This is a genomic window from Gaetbulibacter sp. S0825 (assembly GCF_011777505.1).
Taxonomy (GTDB): Bacteria; Bacteroidota; Bacteroidia; order Flavobacteriales; family Flavobacteriaceae; genus Pontimicrobium.
In genome coordinates, this window is sequence record NZ_JAATJT010000001.1 from 233,477 (window position 1) to 254,952 (window position 21,476).

Here is a 21,476-nt window from a genome sequence, read left to right on the forward strand (position 1 = left end):
AAGATATGAAGCCTGAAAATCAATATTAAGACCCAAAAAAACCATTTTAAGCTAAAAACTAAGGTAAATAGTAACTTAGCAATAAGAAAATCACATGTAGAATCAAAATTGATTGAGTACCTAAAAAACATATATAGGTGGAGCCAGGATATATGGAGACAAATAATCGTTTCATTCCCATTAAACGTTTTACACCTCTATTAAGTGCGTTACACTCTTATTAAACATTTTACACACTTATTAAGCGTATTACTCGTCTCTATTTCGCCTTAAAATTTCTGTTTACTTTTGAAGTTTCTAAAATTAGTTAGAGAATAACAGGTTCGTTTTTAGTTCTACTTAATAATAAAGCAAATTATCACATTTAATATTACATAATCGCAAGAAAAAAGCGCAAGTTAAATGACTTGCGCTTTTTTTAGCTATTAATTATACAAGGTTTGTATTAAAATTCTAAATCGGCAACGAGGTCAAAATCATCGTAAATGGCTTTGTCTTTTAATCCATCAAAAAAACTTGTTGAACCATATCTTACATCGAATTTTGTTCTATCAATTTTTAGCGATGCATTTGCTTTGTTTCCATAAATAGAAATATCAAATGTAACTATATCTGTTTTTCCTTTAATAGTTATATCTCCTGTCACTTCATATGAATTTTTCCCCGTTGATTTAACTTTGGTAAAAACTAAAGTCGCTATCGGAAAATTATTTACTCCAAAGAAATCATCAGATTTTAAATGACCCTCTAATTTTTCTTTGTATTCGCCTTCTAAATCTGTATTTGAGATAGTAGACATATCTATCGTAAAATCCCCACCAGTTAGTCTGTCTTCATTGAAGGTTAGTTGTCCAGATTTAATGGCAATGACACCTTGATGAGATCCAGTAACTTTATATCCTTTCCATACTACTTTACTGTTTTCTGTTTTTATTTCTTTTCTATCTCCTTCTACTGAAGTAAAAGAAAATGTTATAAAAGCAACAAACACAACAGTTGCTAAATTTTTAATTGAATTTTTCATTTTTATTATTTTTAATTATGCTCCGTAGTAAAATTTTTCCTTAATTATTTTTCCGTCTTTCCAGTCTTGTACTGCAACTTGCGTGTAATTTTTAACTCCCCAATCTTTGTGAGTGTAGTCAAAGTGCCATTCTACCATTGTTGTGTTTTCTCCAATAGTTACTTTTAAAGGTTGAGCGCCTCTAAATTCTGTAATTGCTCCAAAAAAATCTTCTTCACGTTGTCTATTGGCTGCTTTTCCTTCGATAATTGGGTTATCATTTTCTTGCATTACGACATCGTCATGATAGAATTGATCAAAAGCTTCTAAGGCTTTTCCTTGAAGAATCATGTCATTAATTGTACTAATTTTTTCTAATAATGTGTTCATTTTTATATGTTTTAATATTATGGTACAAATGTCCCAAACATTAAAATTTTAAGAAATGAAGTAGATTATGAAATGATGTTAATCTAGATTAATATCTATTGGTCGTGAATGAGTTGACTTTTAATTTTACTTAAAAACTCTTTAGTAATGCCAAGATATGAAGCTATCATATATTGAGGGACTCGCTGCTCAATTTTTGGATATGTCCTTTTAAAAATTTGATAGCGTTCTTTCGCAGTAAGACTAAAATTTCTAATAATTCTTTTTTGTGAAGCCACAAAAGCACGTTCTACAATCTTTCTAAAAAGACGTTCCAATTTAGGAATCGCTTTATATAAATATTCCAAATTTTCGTAAGTAAATTGAATGAGTTCGGTATTCTCTATGCATTGTAAATTGAAATCGGCAGGAGTCTGTGTAATAAAACTACCTAAATCAGAAGTCCACCAATCTTCAATGGAGAACATTACTATATGTTCTTGACCTTCTAGATCCATATAAAATGCTTTTGTACTTCCAGATATTATAAAATTGACACTTTTGCAAATATCACCTTGCTGAACTATGTATTGATTTTTGAGATACTTTCTATGGACTGTTTTGGAAAGTAAAATAGTTTCTTCTTCATCAGTTAATTTGATAAAGTTCTTTATGTAATCTAAAAAAGGCTTATTATCCATAGGCTATCATTTTTGGTGTCATCTATTATCAAACACTATTTACTCTACCATTATAATTTAAACAATATTACTTAACTGCAGATCATTACAACTATTTATATTGAGATAAGTAAAGTTCTGATGCAACTTAAAGTTAATTTATTCTTCCTTAATATGTAAATCATTTTATTGATAATAGACCCTCTAAAATAAACTTTAACTCATCCGACCATAAAATTGAATAATGACCTTTATTTTCAAGTTCAATAATTTCACTTTGCATAAAGGATTGATTAACTTCTCTAGCTCCTTCAATAGGTAATACTTTATCTGATTTTGAATGAACAATCACTACTTTTTTTACATTGGAAAGTTCACTACAATAAGTTACCATATTTAGATTCTCGATACTTTCGCTAACATCTTCCTCGATTTTAGATATTAATTTTCCTGTGACACTATGGTTTAAGTTAAATTTTGTAGCTATTTCGTCAATTCGACTTTTAAAATTATTTGGAGTTGTAACCATTAGCCATAGCTTAAGATTAATATCTGGACACAACCTTAATACTCTTGCCACATTAACACTGCCAAAGGAATGGCTAATTATTAAATCTGGCTTTTCTTGGTTAAAATGATGTTTTAAGATATTTGCAAACTCAAACATTGTAGTTGTTCCAATTGAGCTTTTGCCATGTGAAGGTGCATCGATGGAAATAACTCTATAATCAGCTTTTAATAAAACAGGGATTAAGGATGCAAAATTACCTGTTTGTCCTTCCCATCCATGAACAAGAAAAGCTGTTTTACTATTCTCTTTTTCCCATTCATAACGCACTAATGAAAACCCTTTATATTCAAAAAACTCTTTGTCAGCATAATTTAGCATTAATTCTTCATGCTTAATTAACTTGCGCCCCTTTGGATGAGACATGTGATTATAAATTTTCCTTGCAACTAAACCTGGAAAAACATATTGGAGATACTTTGTCATTTTATTTTTTAATTAAAATGTAATTTCATTCCTTCATGAGAATCTATAAATCCCAATTTCTTATAAAAACTTAAGGCCTTAGGTCTTTTTTTATCAGTAGTTAATTGCAAAACATGAGCGTTTCTTGCTTTTACTCTTTCAATAGCCCATTCAAACATTTTGGTACCTAAACCTGTGCCTCTTTGATCTTTGTGTATTCTTACAGCTTCAATTTGTGCTCTTATGCCTCCTTGATAGGTTAAATACTGAATGAATGATAATTGCATAGTGCCTACAATCTTCGACGCATCATCTTCTATAACTATTAGTTCTTGGTTATTATCATTTTTTATGCTTTCAAATGCGCTATAGTATTCTTTAGGAAGCGGTTTTTTAAAATTCTCTCTTGTTTTTCCTAGCTCATCATCTGCAATCATTTCTACAATTGAAATAACATCTTTTTTTGTTGCTCTTCTAAATATCATGATATTACTATTTATACATTAATTTTTTGATTTTGTTGATTTGGCTATAAGTGTAAACACTAGCAATAAAAAAGCTATTCCAAATCCTAAAACACCTATATTAATTCCCAACAATGTTTTCTCACTTCCATCTAAGTACTTCATAGATCCTCCATAAAAATCTTGAATTATATAAGCTAGCAAAAACCCTCCTGTGATTAACATACTTAAAATAGTACTGATTTTAGTGTCTTTTTTAACCCAAACTAACCATAGGCATAAAATTCCAATACTTGAATTTGTAATTAATTGCCATACTTCATGTATCCTTACATGAGGCGTCCAGTCTGGGTTAAAAACATGGGTTGTATTAATTTCCAGAAAGGGAACTACAACTGCATAAAGTATGATACTAAATGTGATTATTGATTTTTTCATTTCTAGATATTTTAATAACTATTAATTTTTTAATTGATTAATCTTATTATTGGAATTTTTACACCAGTGACAATTATCTATTGGTTTTAATTCCAAAGCCCTAGTAAAAGCTTGAATTGCATTTTCTTTCTGATTATATTCAAAATAAGCATCGCCAAGAGAATCATAAAGATTGCCATCATCTGGAAATAATTTCACATTTAATTTTAATAACTCCAATCCCCAAGCAGCTTCTTTTTCTTTTGCCATAAGTTTGAAACCAATACGGTTGAATACAGCTTTATCATTAAATTTTGAATTTAAATTTTTATCTAAAAAAGCAGTTAACAAAATAGCATCTTCTAATTTTTTATTCCTAACAAAATCATAGACTAATTCATAGGATAATTTTGTAACGGGTTTTGGCGTGTAATTAGAATCAAAAATCATCTTTCCAATATTCCAAGACACATCTTCAGAATCTCTATTTAAAATGGAATTTGACAATACAATTACAACAGCATCGTCATCAATATATCTTATGAAATTTGCAAAATAAATACCGTTACTACCATTGTGAGTTACAATTTTAGTATCACGTTTGCTTATAAATGTTGCCCATCCATATCCATAATGAGATGTTTCTTCTTCATTCTCAGCCACAAAAGGAGTAGCAAGTAATTCTCTAGATTTTGCACTTAGCACTTTATTAGTATTCAAAGCTAGGTGCCATTTATAAAGATCTTCTACAGTAGAATGAATATCGCCTTTGCCAATACTATACCAATGTTTATTATTATAAGGTAAATGCTCTTGAGTTGTTCCCCAATCTTTCCATATACCATCTGTATAATAAAAATAATAGCCATGAGCTAATTGCTCGCTATTAAAGGAAATACTTTTATAGCCTGTATGATTCATTTTTAAAGGCTTCCAAAAATTTTCTTGTAAAAAAGAGGTGTAATCCTGATTAGAAACTAATTCAATAATAGCTGTAAGCATGATATAGTTTGCATTTGCATATCTATGATTTGTTCCAGGTGTTGATTGCAATTCTGCCTCAAAGAATTCTTTCAAGAACTGATCCTTACTCGCTTCATCATATCTAAATCCACCAGTTCTTGGTGAAACGCCTGATGTATGCGTAAGTAGCTGATGAATAGTAATATCCTTTTTATCTATTGGTGCTTCATTATAAAATAGACCAATTTTATCTGAAGTATTAAGTTTTCCCAGTTCCACAAGTTTTAAGATAGCTGCGGCTGTAAATTGCTTAGTTACAGATCCAATATTGAAAACTGATGACACTGTATTGAGAACCTTTTTTTTTCTATTAGACCAACCATAGCCTTTTGATAAAATAACCTCTCCTCTTTTAGCAACTAAGACGGATGCTGAATAGCCATTAGTTATACTATTATTTAAATAGGTGTCAATTTTAGCTTTAAGCTCATTATTGTTCATCTCTTGCCCAAATAAGGTGCTAATTCCTATTACTATTTGGATAAAAACGAGGATGAAGAATCGTCTTTTTTTCATGATTTTGATTGAATTATATTACTTATCACTTGCGTACAGTTTTTCAGTTGCCTTTTTTAGATTAGCCAATGGTAAAAATTGATCTGCTATTGTTAAGATAGCATGCAAGTTATCGCGTAATCTATCTAACTTAATTTCTTCTGGATTAATCGATGTTTGCAAAAGGTGAAGTGCCATATCTGCTAGAAGGATGCGTTGTTTTTCTAACCATTCATTGTCATCTTTATTAGCAGGATTATTCAAGTAACTAGTTTCAACTAAGCTATGTAATTCCCAGCTGGTTTTTAACATTTTTAATTTCTCATCTTCCGTCATCTTTTTTAATTTTAAGCATTTTTAGTTCTTTATCTAACCCCTCTATAGCTTTTCGATATTCATTAAAATTAGCATGCATATCAACTAACTCTAACAAGTTAATAGCTTTTTCGTAAGATTTTTTAGCCGCTCTAATATTATTATTCACTTTTTGTGCACGACCTAGATATGAATATGCTAAGTGTGATTTTGGATATAACTCTATCCAATATTGGTATAATTCAACCGCTTCATCAACTCTTTTTTGCCCCAAAAGTCTCCTTCCAATATTTTTAATACAACTCATGCTGTACAATCTGTCCATAGTAGGATAGATACTAAAGCCATACTCCTTAGAAAGTCCTTTATAAAACATATTAATGTTTTCTTTAGCATTACCTGATTGAGAAATTAGATCTTGGTAATTAACAATCCATTTCTCTTTAGGAAAAATGAAATTAAAAGCAGAAATTAGTCCTGGTAGTGCAACATCAGTATGGCCTTCACCTTTAATTATTTCGGCTATTGTTTTAAAATTAATAGAGTTTAACTTTGATAATCTTTGATTGAAATTATGAACATTGTCTTCAATATCTGGTTGATCTTCTAAATCTTTTCCCCCTGAAACGATGTAAAGAAATCCATTACGAGATGTGTTTTTAGCAGATACCTTTTCAATTACATCAATAAGTGTTTCTCCTTTTTCATATCCATCTCCAATAATGTTACCTGAGGCTAGTGCAATGTGTGCTTGAAAAAGATCTGGGTTATTAGAAAACATATGTAACGTAAATACCGACGAAGGAGAGAAGCCAATTAATGTTTTAAAATCCGCTAATCTATATCTGTTCTCTAATTCAGGTAGTAACTCATCGCTCAAAAATTGAGTAAACTCATCTTGGTGATTGCCATAGCCGTAATTACGATTCTTTATATTATCATAAAGATTTGGAGCATAGAATGCTCTATGCATTTTCCCTTCTTCAATTGTTACAATAATAGATTCTGGCATTCTTGAGATTGCACTTAACTGATTTACCAAAGCCGTAACCGTAGAAAAAAGGAATTGATTATCTAAAACAACAATTATAGGATAAGATTTAGTTGAGTGATCATACCCAACAGGTAACGCTACTTTTATTGTTCTAGTTTCATCTAATGATTTAGAATCAATGTCGAAAGAGGCAATTTTATTTTGAGCCTCTATTTGAAGAACAGTGGTTATAGTAAAAATTATTATAACTATAGAGATAAAGTTCTTTTTCATTATTTTTTTATTTGTATAAAAATTCTCCAGCTGCATCTCCCATCAACCTGTAATTATGACCAATTCCTGCAATTATTTTAAGTTCCCAGTTAAATTCTGCGTCAAGTCTTTTTGCTGTTTCTTTGACTTGTTCAAAAAAGAATTTTCCCCTTTCTAGTCTATGGTATCCTTGTTTATCAGCACTTTTTGATTGTAAAAAACTTCCCCCAGTTTCATTTTCATTGTCGAGTTCTCCCAGAAAAACAACCAAATTTTTCTTAAATGCTATTTTCAATGCTTCTTCATCCATTGGTGTGTCGTTTAATCCAAAAGGATAATTTTGATCAAAATCAAGTAAGGTGTAGAAACTTGCATTGGAGGCTAAAATTTTGTCAGCTTTAGAATTCTTATGAAAAATCGCAAGTCTGTGTAAAATATGTCCTCCAGCAGAGTGTCCAAAAAGATTATATGATGTTTGGTTAGACTTAAGTACTTTAACAGCGGTATCAAATATGCGGTCAAAATCATTAAAAATCCATTCGTTTGCATTTGGATTAGAATCGAACGTTAATTTTTCTTCAAAGAGTTTTATTTTATTAGTGTTTTCAACGCGTTCAATGCAGTCATTTAAATTGGAATTTTTTATTAGCCCACCTAAATGATACTCATCAAAGCTGTACTCCTCTTTTGGGTACATTGGTGATAGGATTAAAAGGCTATGTTTTTCAGATGCTTCAACCCACGAGTCTCTATAGGTATTGGCGTTTCTTCCAGCTCCCGGAATTACTAGTAAAATTCCTGAACCTGTTGTGAAACTTTCCGGTTTATGATAATATACTTCGATGGTTTTCTCTACTTTACCTTGTCCTCCTTCAACAACAAAGTATCCTGAACCAGTTTTAATGTCTATATTATTTATGGCTAATTCTTTTTCAGGAACGAGATTGTTCTTTTTTATGAGTTCCATACTACAATGAGGGCAATTTCCAGATTCTGAAAATATTAACTCATCGCATTCTAAATCACAAGGTGTGCAAACGTACTCTTCCTTTTCAGTTTTGCAGGAATAAAATATTAATATAAAAAATAGCAGAAATAAATATTTAATCTGCCATTTTTTAAAAATTGAATCATTTGTTTTCATAATCCTCATTTTTTAATACCCTCGCTTTATTTTAAAAACTTAACTTAAGTATATTAAACAAAGCTATTACTCATCATTTGTATCTATTTGTTCTAAATGAAATACAATTTGTTCGAAAAGGATTTTTTAAAAAAATCAGCTGTTATGATCTAATATCAATTATTTTTTGCCGTTCTTCTTTAGTCATCACTACAATTTAAATCAGCATAGTTATTCTTTATTCCGAGGTCTACCTTTATCTCCCCCTTGTTCCAGTGTAACCTGTTTACCATCTTCTGAAAAAATAAATGATATAGACTCCGCATACATCTGTTCTAAAACAAAGCGATTTTCTCCTCTATAAATTAAAGGAGCTTTAAATTCGTTTTTTATAAAATTAATTAGAGTATTATTTTCTTGTATAAATACAGACTTATCGTTTGGATCACTTTGAGAAACATAAACACCAACAAATTTCTTCAACTCATCTTCTGATATTGCTACAGGTGCATCTCCTAGAAACAATTTTAGTATTTCAGTATATATTTCGTTAATATCCATTTTCGAACCGTTTGAAATTAATGTAAAAGACAAATTCTCCTTAGAAAAATAGATTGAAGTCGCTCTAAATTCATCAATACGTCCTCGATGCCCAAATCCCTGTCTGTCATTAGTTGTATACCTAAAAAGCCCCATTCCATACCTATCTTTTATAGTTTTCATTAAAGTTAGACTTTCTGTTGAGAGCATTTTTCCAGTAAGCAAGCCTTCAAAAAAACTATTTAAATCTTTTGGTGTTGAAACTATTGAGCCAGTTCCTGTGGCAGTAGACAAATCCGTTTCAGGAAATTCAGTCCATTTTTCATTATAGTTGTATGAATAGGCTTCATTATTATTTATATTAATTTCTTTTCCTGAATATGTGTTTTTTAAATTAAGTGGCTTACAAATTTTCTCTTGCAAAAGGTTTTCATAAGAAGTGTTATACGTTTTCTCAAGAATTAGTGCCAATAAAAAATAATTAGAATTGCTATATTCTCCTTTACTATTTGGTTCAAAGTCACTTTCATACTTAGAAATTTTAGATAGCATTTCTGTAGATGATATATACTTGGTACGATTGTCAAAAAACCATTTATCTTTTGTAAAACTATGGATACCACTTCTGTGCTGTAATAACTGAGCAATGGTAATCTTATTCGCATTTTTCACATTCGGAAAATAGCTTTCTATAGTTTTGTTTATATCTAGCTTATTTTCTTCAATAGCCTTAAAAATTAGTGTCGCTGTAAAAGATTTAGTAACAGAGCCTATACGGTATTTTGTATTGGCACTAGCTTTCTTTTTTGATTTAATATCACTAAAACCAACAGTGTTTTCGTATACTGTTTTTCCATTTTGAGAGAGTATAATACTTCCCATAAATTCATTGTTTTTATCATAAGCTTCTAATAAGCTGTCGATTTTAACTTGATAGGTGTCTGGTTTTTGCTTTTCCGATTGAACAGATTTATTATTTTCTGAACAAGAAAATAGTAGTGCGATGAATGCTACTATTAGTAAAGTTTGTTTTTTCATTTTTTACAGTTTTGATTGATTTTATTTAATATGTGTTTTAGATTATTTATATCTTCGATTGTTAGATTATTTAATGCCGTTTCTCTATTCTGGTTTATAATAGGTATAAGTTGCTTTAAAGCCAATTCTCCTTTAGGTGAAGTTTTTAAAACAGATGCTCGCCTGTCATTTTCGTTAGTAGTTTTTATTAGGTAATTTTTTTTAACCATTAATCCGATAATCCTCGTCATTGAAGCATAGTCTTTAAATATTAAATCGGCAATTTCTGTTTGGGTTAGTTGTTTGTCATTTATCATTTGAAGTATTAAGGCTTGGTCAACAGTAATGTCTGATATCGCGTTTTTAATTTCTTTTAGACTTAATTTTCGATAAGCTTTTATTGTTTCTTCTATCGAGTAGAAAATTGTGTCAAAAGGAGTGTGTGAAATCTTCATTTGTTAGTGTCTTTACAAGCGAAAAAATAATAATACTTGATATATCAAGCAAAACTATTACTTGCCATCTATATCAATTTGTTCTAAATGGAGAACAATTTGTTCGAAAAGGAGTGTTTCATAAAGATTAATCCTAACCTATTTGCAATATGAAAAATGTTATGATAAAAAAATTGATATTTTAATACTTGGTGTTAATTCCCAAAGCTTTATAAAAAAAAAGGTGTTTTGGACGTCCCTTTTTTTTCCATTTAAAATCCCATAAAGCTTTTCCTGGATCGAAATATTTAGATACTAGTATGGTCTCAGAGTTATATATATATATGTATTAAAAAACTCAGTATAATCAATACCTGAGGTGATTTTTATGCCATTAATAATATCGGTAGTGTCATACAATTTTTCTGTACGTAGAAAATTTTCATATAACCACTTCATCAAATCATCCAAACTTTTTTCATTATTTGTTTTAGATCTAATATCGACATCTAAAACCATAGCTGTTATCCAACCTCCGTGATATACCAAAAAGAAGTTTTCAAATTTTGTTTTATCATCAACTCCTGCAGTACGCATTGAAATATTCCCTAACCCTTTTGATCCCGTGTAATACCCTAAAGAAAGGGCTGAAGTTGACAACATTTCTTCTGGCGAAACAATTCCCATTCTAACAGCTGTTTGAAATGTGTAAAATTCAGAAAACCCTTCATTAAACCAATGTTCTTCTCCATTTTTATAACGGATCGTTTCACCATTCCATAAATGAAAAAGCTCGTGCATTAACACCGTTTTCCATGATCCATATCCTAAAGTGTTGTTCTCAGACCAATTGAACATAATAGATTTAGCGTCAGCTTCTCCGCCGGAATCATTTGTTTTTTTAACCTTAATTGTGAAATCTGCATATGTAGCATCTAATGTATCTCTTGGATTCCCACCAAATAAATCTTTATAAAAAGTGAATGACTTAGTAATGATCTCTGTAAATTCAGCTTCTTTTTCTAATGACTCTTCATCTAAAAACTTATAGTTAATTTTTAAATCGCCAGAAATTATGGTTTGGTTCATTTTTTCTAAATCGCTTTTTTTAATGAGCGCCATATTACAGTGAGGACAAATTCCAGGTTCTGAAAATATTAACTCATCACATTCTAAATCACAAGGTGTACAAACATAGTCTTCTGTTTCAGATTTACAAGAGAAGACTATAATGGTAAAAAAGAGTAGAATACTAAACTGTTTCTTCAATGATTGATAGCTTGATTTTAATGTCTTCATAATTTTAATTTTAATAACTCTGCACTAATAGAGTTTAACTAATACTACGATTCAAAGATAAAATGAAAAATGAGCAGTAATTAATTCGAAGCGTATTAAAATTTATTCGAAAAGGATTGTTCTATATTTTCTTTGTCCATAATAGTTCTTTATGAGCAACTACCTTTACTTTTAATAGCTTTTGGATGTGAAGGATTTATGAATTATTTTCCATTCATTTTTAATTTTCAATAACAATAAATAATCAATTGCTATCCTATTTCGGTCAGGCATTATAACTTGTACTTTGGCAAGACCTGCATTATTTTCATAATCCAATGATAAAACATTCCCTAATCGGTTGTTTTTTTTGCCTTCTTTAAAGTTTCCGATGTATTGATTTCCTGGAATGATGCTCAGATTGTCATCTTTTATATAGTATAAATTGAAATCTTGGTGAAATGCCTTTCTTAATTTATTGGGTTCTCCGTTTGCTGTTCCGACAATGTAGTTTGACAAGGTTTCTTTGATTTCTTCTAACCCCTCTTTTTCAATAGAAACTAAATCTTCTACTTTATGATAATTTTTAAGGTTTATAATCTTGTGTAATATTTTCCACTGCCCTTTTATTTTTAGAAGCAAAAGATAATCCGTTGCTATTCTTTTTGTGTCAGGAAAATAAACTTCAACTTTTACAGAAGCGGCATCGTTTTCATAATCAATAGATATGATTCGTCCTATTCTGTTATATTTTTTCCCCTTTTCAACTCTTTCAATATAACCATTCCCATCTATAACCCTTAATGTGTCTCCCTGTACTATAAATAGATTAAAATCTTTATGAAATGCTTCTCGTACTTCGTCAGGATTGCCATTTGCTGTACCCTCTATATATTTCATCACAGTAGAATTAATTTGCTCTACTTCTGTTTGTGAATTTAGTTTTAATATTAAAATAAAATTAAATGCTAAAAATATTATTAATGCTTTTTTCATGTTTATTCTTTTTGTTTATTGTTTTTCTTATTACTAACGGTCTCGTGTATAATAGTAGCGGATTTCTTCTCACGAACCTTTCGGTTTTGCACTGACCTTTGTTTTATGTTTATACTTTCGCTTTATTGCTTAAACCGCTATTACTTATTCACATTGTTAGCAAATGTTTTATTCTATTTTTGCATTGAAGAGTACATCAGCGTTTACCCAATAAACTTCCCCTTTTTCAACACCTGCCCATCCTTTTTTTGCAGGGTTATTATATCTTCTGGAGTAGATAAAATATTTTCCGTCAGAAGACATATACGGACAATAATAGCGCCAGTTACTTTCATATTTTAATGGTATTTCTTTCGGTTTTGTCCATTCACCATTATCATTAAACGTTATTTGAAATTTACCTTGTCCATTAGTAATGGCATACCGCTCATCTGGTGAAACATAGGTTATTAGTTCCTTTTTCTTTGTCTTAGTGTTTACGATAACAGGTGTTTCAAATTTTTCATTTCCTAAATATTGTGCACGATATGTGTTCATTCCTCCTTCATCACTTGGTCTATTTGAGCGAAAATATAAACTCCCATCCGCCGTAACAACAGGATAGGTTTCTAAATATTCGGTGGAAACCAAAAAATCCACTTTAGAGGCTAATTCCCATTTACCGTCCACTTTTTTACTTTTATAAATGTCTGGTGGTATCGTGTAAAGTTCTTCTCGGGTAACATCATTTTCATAAAGCTTAGGGTCTACACCGAGAAAATACATTGTCTTTCCATCTTTGGTAATTGTGGGGTCACAAGCAACTGAAACTAAGACATTATCGTCATACATTTTAATGGGTTTAATGTCAGACCACTTGTCATTAATTAATTCAGAATGGTGAATAACAAAGCTGTTGTCCACAATTCTTGAAAAGAACATTTCTGTATTGTCATAATTAAAAACTACATTAAGTTCGATATTGCTAGTATTAACAATAGATGGTGCAAATAATTTAGGAATTGTAGAAGGAGGTTCTTGGTCGAAATATGAAATAGTGTTGTTCTTACAACTAAAAAATGTTACAATGATTAAGAAAAGTGATAAAAATTTATTCATTACTGTTAAAATGTTTATTAACTATTGTATAACCGTTACTTATATGCTGATACTTATAACCCTATTTTAATCAACTTGTAATAATACCCTGGTTGAAGTGTCTATCCATTTAAATGCTATATTGTAAAGCTCATAATTTTGTCTACCAGTATTCTTTAATCTTAATAATCTTACCGTCTTTAAATTCAAAAACAGCCATTTGTTCTTTTCCTTCAACAGTTTTTCCGTCTTCTTTTCTTATAAATCGCTTAGTAACCGCAATAGCATTTAGCCCTATAATCTTACTGGTCACCTTTATATCAACTGTTTTACCATTATAAGAGCCTTTTTCTTGGTTACGTTTATAGCCGTTGTAAAGATTCTCTCTCGTATAAACACCTCCACATTTAGGGTGTACATAGGTAAAGTCGTCCGTAAAAAGGTTGAATATATTATCTATGTCCTTGATAGTCGAACCTGACTGAAATACTTTAAGATTTAGTTCATAGTATTTATCTAGTATCGTATTTAAAGAATCTTTATGGCTCATCTTTACTTCTTGGGCATTAATTTGCCCAATTGAAAAAAGAACTAATACAATTGAAGAAATATTTATTACAGTTTTTTTAATCATTGTTCTTATTTTTTGAGAGTTCAATGGATTTTTTTTCAGAAAGCTCAGCTTTTATAAGCTCATTAATACTTATATATGCTTCAGAAAGTCTTTTATGTACAATTGAAGAGTTCGGGTAATAACTAACAGCTAATTCTAGGAGTTCAACCAGTTCTGGATAACGCTTACTGCTTTTTAACCGACGTCCTATACCTAATATATTTCCAATAAAATAAAAAGAGTCTTCGTTAGGAATAATATCGAAGCCATATTGTTTAGACAACTTTTCAAAATAGTGTTTTATCGTTTTTGCAGGGTTTTCTGCATTTCTAAATGATTTATAAGGAATGTTCCAAACATTTTTAGGGTAAATGGTCTCTAATCCGTGCTGTATCCCTGGAACAGACATTCCATAATGATCTTCCTCTTCTAAAACTTCTATTTTATACTTGAAATTTTGAGGATTCAATTTTTCTAATGCCTTATTTAAATTAGTATATGCTTGGTTTTCTTCTATAGGCCTATTCAATAAATCTCGTGATGCTTTCCCTATATATAAAGAGTTTCCTGAATGTTTTCCAGATTGTATTGAAGCAAAGATTTGATCTTCAATTGTTTTCCCATTACTCGTATACTGTGCCAATTCAGATGCCAAAACAATATACCCTTTAAACAACGTTGGATCACTCCAAAATGCATCTAAAACAGGTCCAAAAGTTGGTGACATTCCAATAATAGTACGATGTGAATTAGCACGATACTTTTTTTCAATAAAAGAAATAACCTCATCTTTTAAAAATGCTACATGTTCTTTGGACTTACCTCCATAGCCACCAAAAAACTCGCGCCCTTCTTTATTTTTTAAAATAAACGCCATGTCATTTCTTTTACCAGTGTTATTAGTAATCCCAACAATAATACTTCTAGGCATGTAATTTCTTTCTGCCCTTATTTTTACAATGGACTGAGTTAGGTCAAATAAAAATTCGGCATCCATGACATATATAACAGGATAGTCATGAATGTTTCTATCGTAATTTACTGGTAGAGAAATAAGTAATTGCCTCTCTTCATTAAGGATTTCAGATTTTATAAAAAGTTGTTTTCCTTTAATATAATCTGCCTCTGTTACCTGAGCAGTGGCATTACTTATTATTAGGTAATTAAGTAATAATAAGCATATTTTAATATACTTCATTTTTTATGATTTCTTTTAAGTAAAGGTTTTTAGTTATTGCTTCTATTCTCTAGTAGTTCTTTTTTTAAATGCATAAATTCTACCCAATAAATATCTCCATAATCATCTTCTCCTCTGTGAAAAAATAAATACTTCCCATCGGGTGACACACTTGGAGTCATTTCAGTTTGATCAGTATTTATTTTAGGGCCCAAATTATAAGCTTCTGTCCAAGTACCGTTATTATTGAAACTGATGTACAAATCATTATCCCCATATCCTGAATTGCTTTCACCATCATAAATAATATAGCTTTCGTCTGGTGCAATATATGGGTGAGCGATGTACTTTCCAGAGAAGTTTATTTCATTCCCCATTCTCTTAGCACTTCTATATTGACCTTCTTCCTTAACCGACTTATAAATAACCCAATCTTCTGGTTTATCTCCTTTCTCCCCAGAAGTATAATAGAGATTGCCATTCTCTGAAGATGTTAAGTACATTACAAACCTATCTACTAAGGGTTTTTCTATGGGTATTGGTTGACTCCAACCGCTTTTGTTCTTTTCGCTATACCACTGATGCAATCCACTTGGTTGAATCGTATCATTAAAAGGTCTTGTACTTCCAAAATAGAGTCTATTACCTTTAGGGTTGATATGAGGTTCAAAATCCCATCCTTGTTTTGCTGAAAAAAAAGCCAATTCAGGTTTTGTCCATTGACCATCAATTAATTTCATGGCATAAATTTCATTGTTCTCTTCTGGTTTACGGCGTGTGTAATATATTTCGTCCATTTCTGGATTGAAGGTGATTGCGAACTCATAATCGTCAGTTGAAATAACACCTTGCCCAAAAACTAAGGGAATATCTGTTGGGATTTGATCGCTGAATAAGGTAAGGTTTGATTTTTTACTGTCCTGACAAGAAATAATAAAGACTAGCAGGAAAGTCAAAACGGATGGAATTTTTACTTGTTTCATATTCTTAGTTTTCATTGACTATTGAACATTTGAGAATTTATTCAATTTAAAACAATTTCTAAAGCAAAGATGGGTTATAAAACGGGATTCGTTTAGTTCGAAAAGGAGTAGTATTTGTTCTAAAAGGATATTAAAATTTTGAAGTCACTCCTATTTGAATAGAAGAGTATTAAAAAGAATAGTAAGACTTAAACAAAACCCAATAATGGATACATTAATTAATGCACGAACGCTCCAAGTTTTTTCTTTAAAATCATGGTTTAAATATTGAGTTGTCATTACTGCTATTGCCATAAATAAAAACCAAACTGAAAAGAAAATTGAAATACTTCCCCTAATTATTGTAGTCACTACATCATGTAGAAAACCACAAAAAATAAAAGTAAGTACTAAGGCTAGTGATGCTGGGAAATATATCTTTAGGGGTTTGAAAACCCTTTTTCCTAAATAATAACCGAAGATTGGATTCCAGAAATTCCAAAATATGGTGAAACTTTTAGCACCTAAAGAACGATATAGATTGTTTTTTAAGGAACTAGAATGTCCTATAGGTACTCCGTTTCTTTTTTCTACATATTCCCTTAAAGTCATTTAAACCATTGATTTGTTACAGTAAGTTGCCTTCTCAAAATCTCTAATATTAATTGAGATAATTGGAACATCGGGAAGCATATTCTTAAGTTCTGTTATTATTGATTTTGAAAGTTGTGCTTTTTGAGAGATTGTTCTTCCTTCCATAATATTTGCAAATATGTGAATAAAATCATCTTTAGTGTTTCCAATATTATAATGTTTAAAAGGGTTGATTCTTACCTTAATATCTCCTTTGGAAAAAAGTTGTGTTGTTTCTGCTGTATCATATACTTTTTGCATAATCTCATTTGGAGACTTTAATGCAATAATATTTTCTGAACAGTCTATTATAAAATGTGGCATAATTATTATTTTCTTAAACTTTGATTAAATTAAAATTTAATCAAAGATATTTTTTTTATGCAAAGAACATTTGTTTGAAAAGGAGCAGTATTTGTTCGAAGAGAATTATCGTTTTAATGAATAATTAGTGAGTAATGCTACTTTTTTTAAATTTAGATTAGGTAAAAAAAGACAAACTATTCCTACCAAAGGAAGAAACGAACATATTTTATATACAAAATCAATTGAAGTATTATCGGCTAGAATTCCTATCAAAGCAGACCCAATAGCTGCAACTCCAAAAGCAAAACCATAAAACATCCCCGAAATCACTCCAAGTTTATTAGGTAGTAATTCTTGGGCATATGACATAATTGCCGGAAAAGCAGATGCCATTATCAGTCCTATAACTATCATAAACATATCAGTGTAAAACAGATTAACATAAGGCAGCATTAATATAAAAGGGGTTGCTCCTAAAACTGAAAACCATATAACATATAGTCTCCCATATTTGTCGCCAAGTGGACCACCAATAACTGTTCCCAACATATAGGAAAATAGATAGATAAAAAGATGTATTTGTGATTGTTCAATAGTAAGATCAAATTTTTCAATTAAATAAAAACTGTAATAATTTGATAGGCTTGCTGCGTATATAAATTTTGAAAATATTATTACTAACAGGATGCCTATTATGAGTTTTATTTTTCTTCTGGAAAAGGTAATATTGGATTTTGGTATGACACTTTTTTTCAAATTTATATTTGATAAATGCTTTTTGTACCAAGTAGCCACTTCTCTTAAAACAAAAAAGCCAATAACTAGAGGTATAACAAACAAAACAATCAACACTTGAGAGTTTGGCAATACTATTAGAGCTACTAATAAAGGCGCAATTGCTGTACCTAAATTACCCCCTACCTGAAATATTGATTGTGCTACTCCAATTTTTCCTCCAGAAGCAAGGTTTGCAATTCTACTAGATTCTGGATGAAAAATAGCCGATGCTATACCAATTAAAATACAGGATAGGATTAATGAATTAAAACCATTTGCATAAGATAAAAATACAACTCCAAAGGCTGATAATATTAACCCATAAATTTGTGCATATATTTTAGGTTTTTTATCAGTATAATGGCCAACCAATGGTTGCAAAATGGAAGCAGTAAACTGAAAAGCAAAAGTTATTAAACCTATTTGTATAAAAGATAGCTCATATTTTTCTTTTAATAAAGGATAAACTGATGGAATAACACCTTGAATTAAATCATTTATAAGATGAGAAAAGCTTATTAAGTATAGGATATGGAAATTAGTTCTAGTTAAAATTCTCTTCATCTTCTGATTTTAACTTAACTTCAAGTAAGCTTGATGCAAATTAAATGTATACGTTTCTTAAGCTAGACCAATTCGTATTTTCGCTCAACCAATTCTTTACCAAAGGAATTGGTTGAGATTTCTTTTGTGATTGTAAAGCCATACTTTGTGTACAATACAGCTGCAGTGTCAAGTTCGTCAGTAGTCCACAGATATGATGAAATATAGCCTCGTTCTTTGTAGAAATCGATAAAGAGATTCATAAGTGATTTTCCTAGTCCAACACCTCTATAATCCTTTTCTAAATAGAAATACCTTAATTGTGCTTTTCTGTTTTCTCTATGTTGAAGAAATAAGCTGCCAATTACCTTTCCATTATGCTCACAAATCCAAACTCTATCTTTTTTTGAGTCATAATTTTGATAAAACTCACAAATCCCTTTTGCAACATAAACTTCAAAAGAAACACCATGATTATACTCTTTTGCATACATAGCTCCGTGTCTATGGATTATATAACCAAAATCTCCTGGTTTAATATCTGTTCTAACATTTATATCTTCTATTGTAAATGTTTTATCTGTCATTTTTTTATTTTAAATGTATAATTATTCTATCTGCTATTTGTTTAGCTGATGTAACTTGAGATAAGTCCTTATATAACTCTCCATCTTTACCAGAATAGTGACCATGGCCAATAAGCTTCATGAGCTTATAAGTGTTTACATCAAAATCGTTAGAGGATATTTCTGTAGAATAAATTAATGATGGTTGTCCTACTTGCCCAGAGCCAGAATAAATTTTATCCTCAGGGAATTTATCTTTTGTGTAATATTCATTCCAATCGTAAGATTGATTTAGCTCAACTAATATTTTATAGTTCCCCTTTGAAATATTTATGCTTGAATTGATTATAAAGTTGCCTGTTGGCGTAGCTCCTGAAACAACATCGATATCATTAGAATTTCCTAATGGCATATAAAGTCCATCTTCGGCTTTAACACCACGCTTGTGAGACCAATAAGGTAACGCTTCAGGTCTTCTTATTGTAGCTGGCTCCCATTGACCATCTTTTTTCTTTCCAAAATCAAATGTACTGGAAGAAATGACTCTTGAAATGTATAAGGTTTGAATATAATTTCCATGAATATCTTCTATCCAAATTGCAAACAATGGATATTGAAACGCACTTCCCTTTTTTAATTCAACACTAACAAGTTTATCTCCTTCGGGTTTCTTTAAATCTATAATCTGATAATCAAAATTTACTTCTTTTTTACCAAGTTGTTCATTGCGGATTTGATTTCCAAAAGCATATAATTTGTTTAATATAGGAAGTTCAAAATAGACACCAAGCGTTAATATAATTCCTGCTATTATTATTAGTGGGCTTTGCAATTTTTTAAACTTTGATAATCGCTTGCCAAAAATGTAGTTTTTTAAAGGTAATTTATTATTGATAATATGAAAAACCATCGCCAACATAAACAATAAAGCAAAAAATGTGTGTAATGATGCTATATATTTTTTAAAAGGCAAAAAATACATTAAGATACCTGATCCTATTAAAACCAATAATAAAATCAATAAAATATTACCTAATAGTCGTCTATCCATTTAAAATAACTTAAATGTTAGTTAGCATTAACTTTAGGGTTCCAAACGTCTAATCGAGCAGTTTCTTTAACATACTCTGAAAAATCTTTAGGCTTTCTTCCTAGTACCTTTTCAATGTCGTTGGTAATTTCAGAATTATTAGGATTTCCTAGTACTTCAGAGAACAAATATTCAATTAACCAAATATAATCCGCTGGGACTCCTTGTTGCTTCATAACACTAGTATAAGCAGGCAAAGCAATAGGTGTAAACGCAATGTCTCTTCCAGTTGCTTCAGCTATGTCTTGAACTACTTCTTTAAAAGTTAGTTGTCTTGGCCCAGTGAGTTGATATATTTTATCATTGTGTTTTTCATGTAATAATGCTTCAACTGCCACATCAGCAATATCATTTGTGTCAACATAAGGTACTTTTGCCTCAGCTTGTGGCAAGGCAACAAAACCTTCTAATATTGGTTCTAAGAAAGCACCTTCCTCACTAAAATTTTGGTTGAACCAACTTGCGCGAACAATAGTATAATCTATTCCTGAATGAATAATTACTTGTTCACACAGTTCTGCCTCTCTTTCACCCTTTCCAGATAAAAGCACTAATTTCTTTACTTTACTTTTCTTTGCAACTTTTGTGAGTTCTTCAATAGCTTCCAATGCTCCTGGAACAGCCAAATCTGGTTGAAAAGTTATATAAACTTTATCCATTCCTCGAAGTGCTCGAGCCCATGTTTTAGAATCATTCCAATCAAAAACAGGGTCAACAAATCTAGAACCAATTCTAACGTTGTGTCCAGCTTCTATAAGCTTACCTGCTACTTTACGGCCTGTTTTTCCTGTGCCTCCGATTACTAAAATGCTACTTTTATTTTCCATTCGTTTTTGTGATTTATTATTTTTTAAATATTATTTTTTGTGATTTGTATAAGACTAATTATCAATATTATAAAAGAAGTGATTGACGATAATGTTCTAATTAAATGAAGACGATTCCATTTAACTTCAAACTTTTCTCTTAAGCTTTTTAAATCTTCACTACTTGCTGAACTTAAATCTGTTTTGTCCAATATTTCATTTAATGGAACATTCCCAAAAATGGTCACCATTAAAACTCCAAAAAGGTAGGCTCCTATTGCTAAAATTAATAATCCAATTATTGGGTTTGATGTGTTTTTAAAGACATATAAGTTGATTAGTCCGAGAAATAAAGGCCCAAAGAAAACAATGAAAAATACTGGATTTAATATTGTTCTATTCATTTGTTGAAAAGATGCTAAATACCCAAAGTCATTTAACCTTCCAATTCCTGGTGTAATACTATTAGACCAAGTGAAACACAATCCTGCAGATAACCCAGTTAATACTAGAAGTGCAATAATCCCTATATTTTCTATAGTTAAACCCATAG

25 protein-coding genes are annotated in these 21,476 nt (G+C 30.5%); all 25 read right to left on the reverse strand.

Translation table 11 applies throughout. The annotated features are described in order from the left end of the window. Positions 1-445: 445 nt before the first annotated feature. Complete coding sequence (locus HB672_RS01020; protein ID WP_167606322.1) at positions 446-1,024, reverse strand: YceI family protein; 579 nt, start codon at positions 1,022-1,024, stop codon at positions 446-448. A 15-nt stretch (positions 1,025-1,039) separates the two neighbouring features. Then, positions 1,040-1,393, reverse strand: a complete 354-nt coding sequence (locus HB672_RS01025; protein ID WP_167606325.1) for a nuclear transport factor 2 family protein — start codon at positions 1,391-1,393, stop codon at positions 1,040-1,042. A gap of 95 nt (positions 1,394-1,488) precedes the next feature. Beyond that, positions 1,489-2,073 (reverse strand): Crp/Fnr family transcriptional regulator, encoded by a 585-nt coding sequence (locus HB672_RS01030; RefSeq protein WP_167606328.1) that lies wholly within the window; start codon positions 2,071-2,073, stop codon positions 1,489-1,491. A 160-nt stretch (positions 2,074-2,233) separates the two neighbouring features. Next, on the reverse strand, positions 2,234-3,046 hold the full coding sequence (locus HB672_RS01035; protein ID WP_167606330.1) for an alpha/beta fold hydrolase: 813 nt from the start codon (positions 3,044-3,046) through the stop codon (positions 2,234-2,236). An 8-nt stretch (positions 3,047-3,054) separates the two neighbouring features. Further along, on the reverse strand, positions 3,055-3,510 hold the full coding sequence (locus HB672_RS01040; RefSeq protein WP_167606333.1) for a GNAT family N-acetyltransferase: 456 nt from the start codon (positions 3,508-3,510) through the stop codon (positions 3,055-3,057). A gap of 18 nt (positions 3,511-3,528) precedes the next feature. Further along, positions 3,529-3,927 (reverse strand): hypothetical protein, encoded by a 399-nt coding sequence (locus HB672_RS01045; RefSeq protein WP_167606336.1) that lies wholly within the window; start codon positions 3,925-3,927, stop codon positions 3,529-3,531. Between the two features lie 21 nt (positions 3,928-3,948). Continuing rightward, positions 3,949-5,445, reverse strand: a complete 1,497-nt coding sequence (locus tag HB672_RS01050) for a serine hydrolase (RefSeq protein WP_167606339.1) — start codon at positions 5,443-5,445, stop codon at positions 3,949-3,951. A gap of 18 nt (positions 5,446-5,463) precedes the next feature. After that, positions 5,464-5,760 carry a hypothetical protein gene (locus HB672_RS01055; RefSeq protein ID WP_167606342.1) on the reverse strand — a complete coding sequence of 99 codons (297 nt, stop codon included), beginning with the start codon at positions 5,758-5,760 and terminating at the stop codon, positions 5,464-5,466. Continuing rightward, complete coding sequence (locus tag HB672_RS01060) at positions 5,747-7,006, reverse strand: alpha/beta hydrolase-fold protein (protein WP_167606345.1); 1,260 nt, start codon at positions 7,004-7,006, stop codon at positions 5,747-5,749. Before HB672_RS01060 ends, HB672_RS01055 begins: the two co-directional genes overlap by 14 nt. Positions 7,007-7,013: 7 nt before the next feature. Next, positions 7,014-8,129 (reverse strand): hypothetical protein, encoded by a 1,116-nt coding sequence (locus HB672_RS01065; protein WP_208864164.1) that lies wholly within the window; start codon positions 8,127-8,129, stop codon positions 7,014-7,016. A 210-nt stretch (positions 8,130-8,339) separates the two neighbouring features. After that, positions 8,340-9,686: a serine hydrolase domain-containing protein gene (locus tag HB672_RS01070; RefSeq protein ID WP_167606348.1), complete on the reverse strand. Its 1,347-nt coding sequence runs from the start codon at positions 9,684-9,686 to the stop codon at positions 8,340-8,342. Next, positions 9,683-10,120, reverse strand: a complete 438-nt coding sequence (locus tag HB672_RS01075) for a MarR family transcriptional regulator (protein ID WP_167606351.1) — start codon at positions 10,118-10,120, stop codon at positions 9,683-9,685. Before HB672_RS01075 ends, HB672_RS01070 begins: the two co-directional genes overlap by 4 nt. Positions 10,121-10,414: 294 nt before the next feature. After that, positions 10,415-11,398 (reverse strand): M1 family aminopeptidase, encoded by a 984-nt coding sequence (locus tag HB672_RS01080; protein WP_167606353.1) that lies wholly within the window; start codon positions 11,396-11,398, stop codon positions 10,415-10,417. A 171-nt stretch (positions 11,399-11,569) separates the two neighbouring features. Further along, on the reverse strand, positions 11,570-12,373 hold the full coding sequence (locus HB672_RS14670) for a nuclear transport factor 2 family protein (RefSeq protein WP_244306556.1): 804 nt from the start codon (positions 12,371-12,373) through the stop codon (positions 11,570-11,572). A gap of 168 nt (positions 12,374-12,541) precedes the next feature. Further along, a complete protein-coding gene (locus tag HB672_RS01095) occupies positions 12,542-13,471 on the reverse strand; it encodes a PD40 domain-containing protein (protein WP_167606356.1) in 930 nt (309 codons plus the stop codon). A gap of 142 nt (positions 13,472-13,613) precedes the next feature. Next, entirely contained in the window at positions 13,614-14,000 is a 387-nt protein-coding gene (locus HB672_RS01100; RefSeq protein ID WP_244306557.1) for a nuclear transport factor 2 family protein, read from the reverse strand. A 76-nt stretch (positions 14,001-14,076) separates the two neighbouring features. After that, positions 14,077-15,261, reverse strand: a complete 1,185-nt coding sequence (locus HB672_RS01105; RefSeq protein WP_167606362.1) for an alpha/beta hydrolase-fold protein — start codon at positions 15,259-15,261, stop codon at positions 14,077-14,079. Positions 15,262-15,290: 29 nt separating this feature from the next. Continuing rightward, complete coding sequence (locus tag HB672_RS01110) at positions 15,291-16,223, reverse strand: PD40 domain-containing protein (protein WP_167606364.1); 933 nt, start codon at positions 16,221-16,223, stop codon at positions 15,291-15,293. Positions 16,224-16,373: 150 nt separating this feature from the next. Next, positions 16,374-16,814 carry an acyltransferase gene (locus tag HB672_RS01115; protein WP_167606367.1) on the reverse strand — a complete coding sequence of 147 codons (441 nt, stop codon included), beginning with the start codon at positions 16,812-16,814 and terminating at the stop codon, positions 16,374-16,376. After that, positions 16,815-17,159: a 5-carboxymethyl-2-hydroxymuconate Delta-isomerase gene (locus tag HB672_RS01120; RefSeq protein ID WP_167606370.1), complete on the reverse strand. Its 345-nt coding sequence runs from the start codon at positions 17,157-17,159 to the stop codon at positions 16,815-16,817. Positions 17,160-17,264: 105 nt separating this feature from the next. Further along, entirely contained in the window at positions 17,265-18,482 is a 1,218-nt protein-coding gene (locus HB672_RS01125; protein WP_167606372.1) for an MFS transporter, read from the reverse strand. 62 nt (positions 18,483-18,544) lie between these two features. After that, entirely contained in the window at positions 18,545-19,048 is a 504-nt protein-coding gene (locus HB672_RS01130; RefSeq protein ID WP_167606376.1) for a GNAT family N-acetyltransferase, read from the reverse strand. Positions 19,049-19,052: 4 nt separating this feature from the next. Further along, positions 19,053-20,078: a hypothetical protein gene (locus HB672_RS01135; RefSeq protein ID WP_167606379.1), complete on the reverse strand. Its 1,026-nt coding sequence runs from the start codon at positions 20,076-20,078 to the stop codon at positions 19,053-19,055. A gap of 17 nt (positions 20,079-20,095) precedes the next feature. Next, positions 20,096-20,944, reverse strand: coding sequence for an NAD(P)H-binding protein (locus HB672_RS01140; protein WP_167606381.1), 849 nt, complete (start codon positions 20,942-20,944; stop codon positions 20,096-20,098). A gap of 23 nt (positions 20,945-20,967) precedes the next feature. Then, positions 20,968-21,474: a DUF1772 domain-containing protein gene (locus HB672_RS01145; RefSeq protein ID WP_167606384.1), complete on the reverse strand. Its 507-nt coding sequence runs from the start codon at positions 21,472-21,474 to the stop codon at positions 20,968-20,970. Positions 21,475-21,476 lie beyond the last annotated feature (2 nt).

What these genes read in the sequence shown, in the direction of transcription:
- HB672_RS01050 (WP_167606339.1), bottom strand. Translation starts at nt 5,445, where the DNA reads ATGAAAAAAAGACGATTCTTCATCCTCGTTTTTATCCAAATAGTAATA.
- HB672_RS01080 (WP_167606353.1), bottom strand. Translation starts at nt 11,398, where the DNA reads ATGAAGACATTAAAATCAAGCTATCAATCATTGAAGAAACAGTTTAGT.
- HB672_RS01075 (WP_167606351.1), bottom strand. Translation starts at nt 10,120, where the DNA reads ATGAAGATTTCACACACTCCTTTTGACACAATTTTCTACTCGATAGAA.
- HB672_RS01130 (WP_167606376.1), bottom strand. Translation starts at nt 19,048, where the DNA reads ATGACAGATAAAACATTTACAATAGAAGATATAAATGTTAGAACAGAT.
- HB672_RS01030 (WP_167606328.1), bottom strand. Translation starts at nt 2,073, where the DNA reads ATGGATAATAAGCCTTTTTTAGATTACATAAAGAACTTTATCAAATTA.
- HB672_RS01105 (WP_167606362.1), bottom strand. Translation starts at nt 15,261, where the DNA reads ATGAAGTATATTAAAATATGCTTATTATTACTTAATTACCTAATAATA.
- HB672_RS01035 (WP_167606330.1), bottom strand. Translation starts at nt 3,046, where the DNA reads ATGACAAAGTATCTCCAATATGTTTTTCCAGGTTTAGTTGCAAGGAAA.
- HB672_RS01040 (WP_167606333.1), bottom strand. Translation starts at nt 3,510, where the DNA reads ATGATATTTAGAAGAGCAACAAAAAAAGATGTTATTTCAATTGTAGAA.
- HB672_RS14670 (WP_244306556.1), bottom strand. Translation starts at nt 12,373, where the DNA reads ATGAAAAAAGCATTAATAATATTTTTAGCATTTAATTTTATTTTAATA.
- HB672_RS01135 (WP_167606379.1), bottom strand. Translation starts at nt 20,078, where the DNA reads ATGGATAGACGACTATTAGGTAATATTTTATTGATTTTATTATTGGTT.
- HB672_RS01020 (WP_167606322.1), bottom strand. Translation starts at nt 1,024, where the DNA reads ATGAAAAATTCAATTAAAAATTTAGCAACTGTTGTGTTTGTTGCTTTT.
- HB672_RS01140 (WP_167606381.1), bottom strand. Translation starts at nt 20,944, where the DNA reads ATGGAAAATAAAAGTAGCATTTTAGTAATCGGAGGCACAGGAAAAACA.
- HB672_RS01110 (WP_167606364.1), bottom strand. Translation starts at nt 16,223, where the DNA reads ATGAAACAAGTAAAAATTCCATCCGTTTTGACTTTCCTGCTAGTCTTT.
- HB672_RS01045 (WP_167606336.1), bottom strand. Translation starts at nt 3,927, where the DNA reads ATGAAAAAATCAATAATCACATTTAGTATCATACTTTATGCAGTTGTA.
- HB672_RS01120 (WP_167606370.1), bottom strand. Translation starts at nt 17,159, where the DNA reads ATGCCACATTTTATAATAGACTGTTCAGAAAATATTATTGCATTAAAG.
- HB672_RS01125 (WP_167606372.1), bottom strand. Translation starts at nt 18,482, where the DNA reads ATGAAGAGAATTTTAACTAGAACTAATTTCCATATCCTATACTTAATA.
- HB672_RS01095 (WP_167606356.1), bottom strand. Translation starts at nt 13,471, where the DNA reads ATGAATAAATTTTTATCACTTTTCTTAATCATTGTAACATTTTTTAGT.
- HB672_RS01065 (WP_208864164.1), bottom strand. Translation starts at nt 8,129, where the DNA reads ATGAAAACAAATGATTCAATTTTTAAAAAATGGCAGATTAAATATTTA.
- HB672_RS01115 (WP_167606367.1), bottom strand. Translation starts at nt 16,814, where the DNA reads ATGACTTTAAGGGAATATGTAGAAAAAAGAAACGGAGTACCTATAGGA.
- HB672_RS01145 (WP_167606384.1), bottom strand. Translation starts at nt 21,474, where the DNA reads ATGGGTTTAACTATAGAAAATATAGGGATTATTGCACTTCTAGTATTA.
- HB672_RS01100 (WP_244306557.1), bottom strand. Translation starts at nt 14,000, where the DNA reads ATGAGCCATAAAGATTCTTTAAATACGATACTAGATAAATACTATGAA.
- HB672_RS01055 (WP_167606342.1), bottom strand. Translation starts at nt 5,760, where the DNA reads ATGACGGAAGATGAGAAATTAAAAATGTTAAAAACCAGCTGGGAATTA.
- HB672_RS01025 (WP_167606325.1), bottom strand. Translation starts at nt 1,393, where the DNA reads ATGAACACATTATTAGAAAAAATTAGTACAATTAATGACATGATTCTT.
- HB672_RS01060 (WP_167606345.1), bottom strand. Translation starts at nt 7,006, where the DNA reads ATGAAAAAGAACTTTATCTCTATAGTTATAATAATTTTTACTATAACC.
- HB672_RS01070 (WP_167606348.1), bottom strand. Translation starts at nt 9,686, where the DNA reads ATGAAAAAACAAACTTTACTAATAGTAGCATTCATCGCACTACTATTT.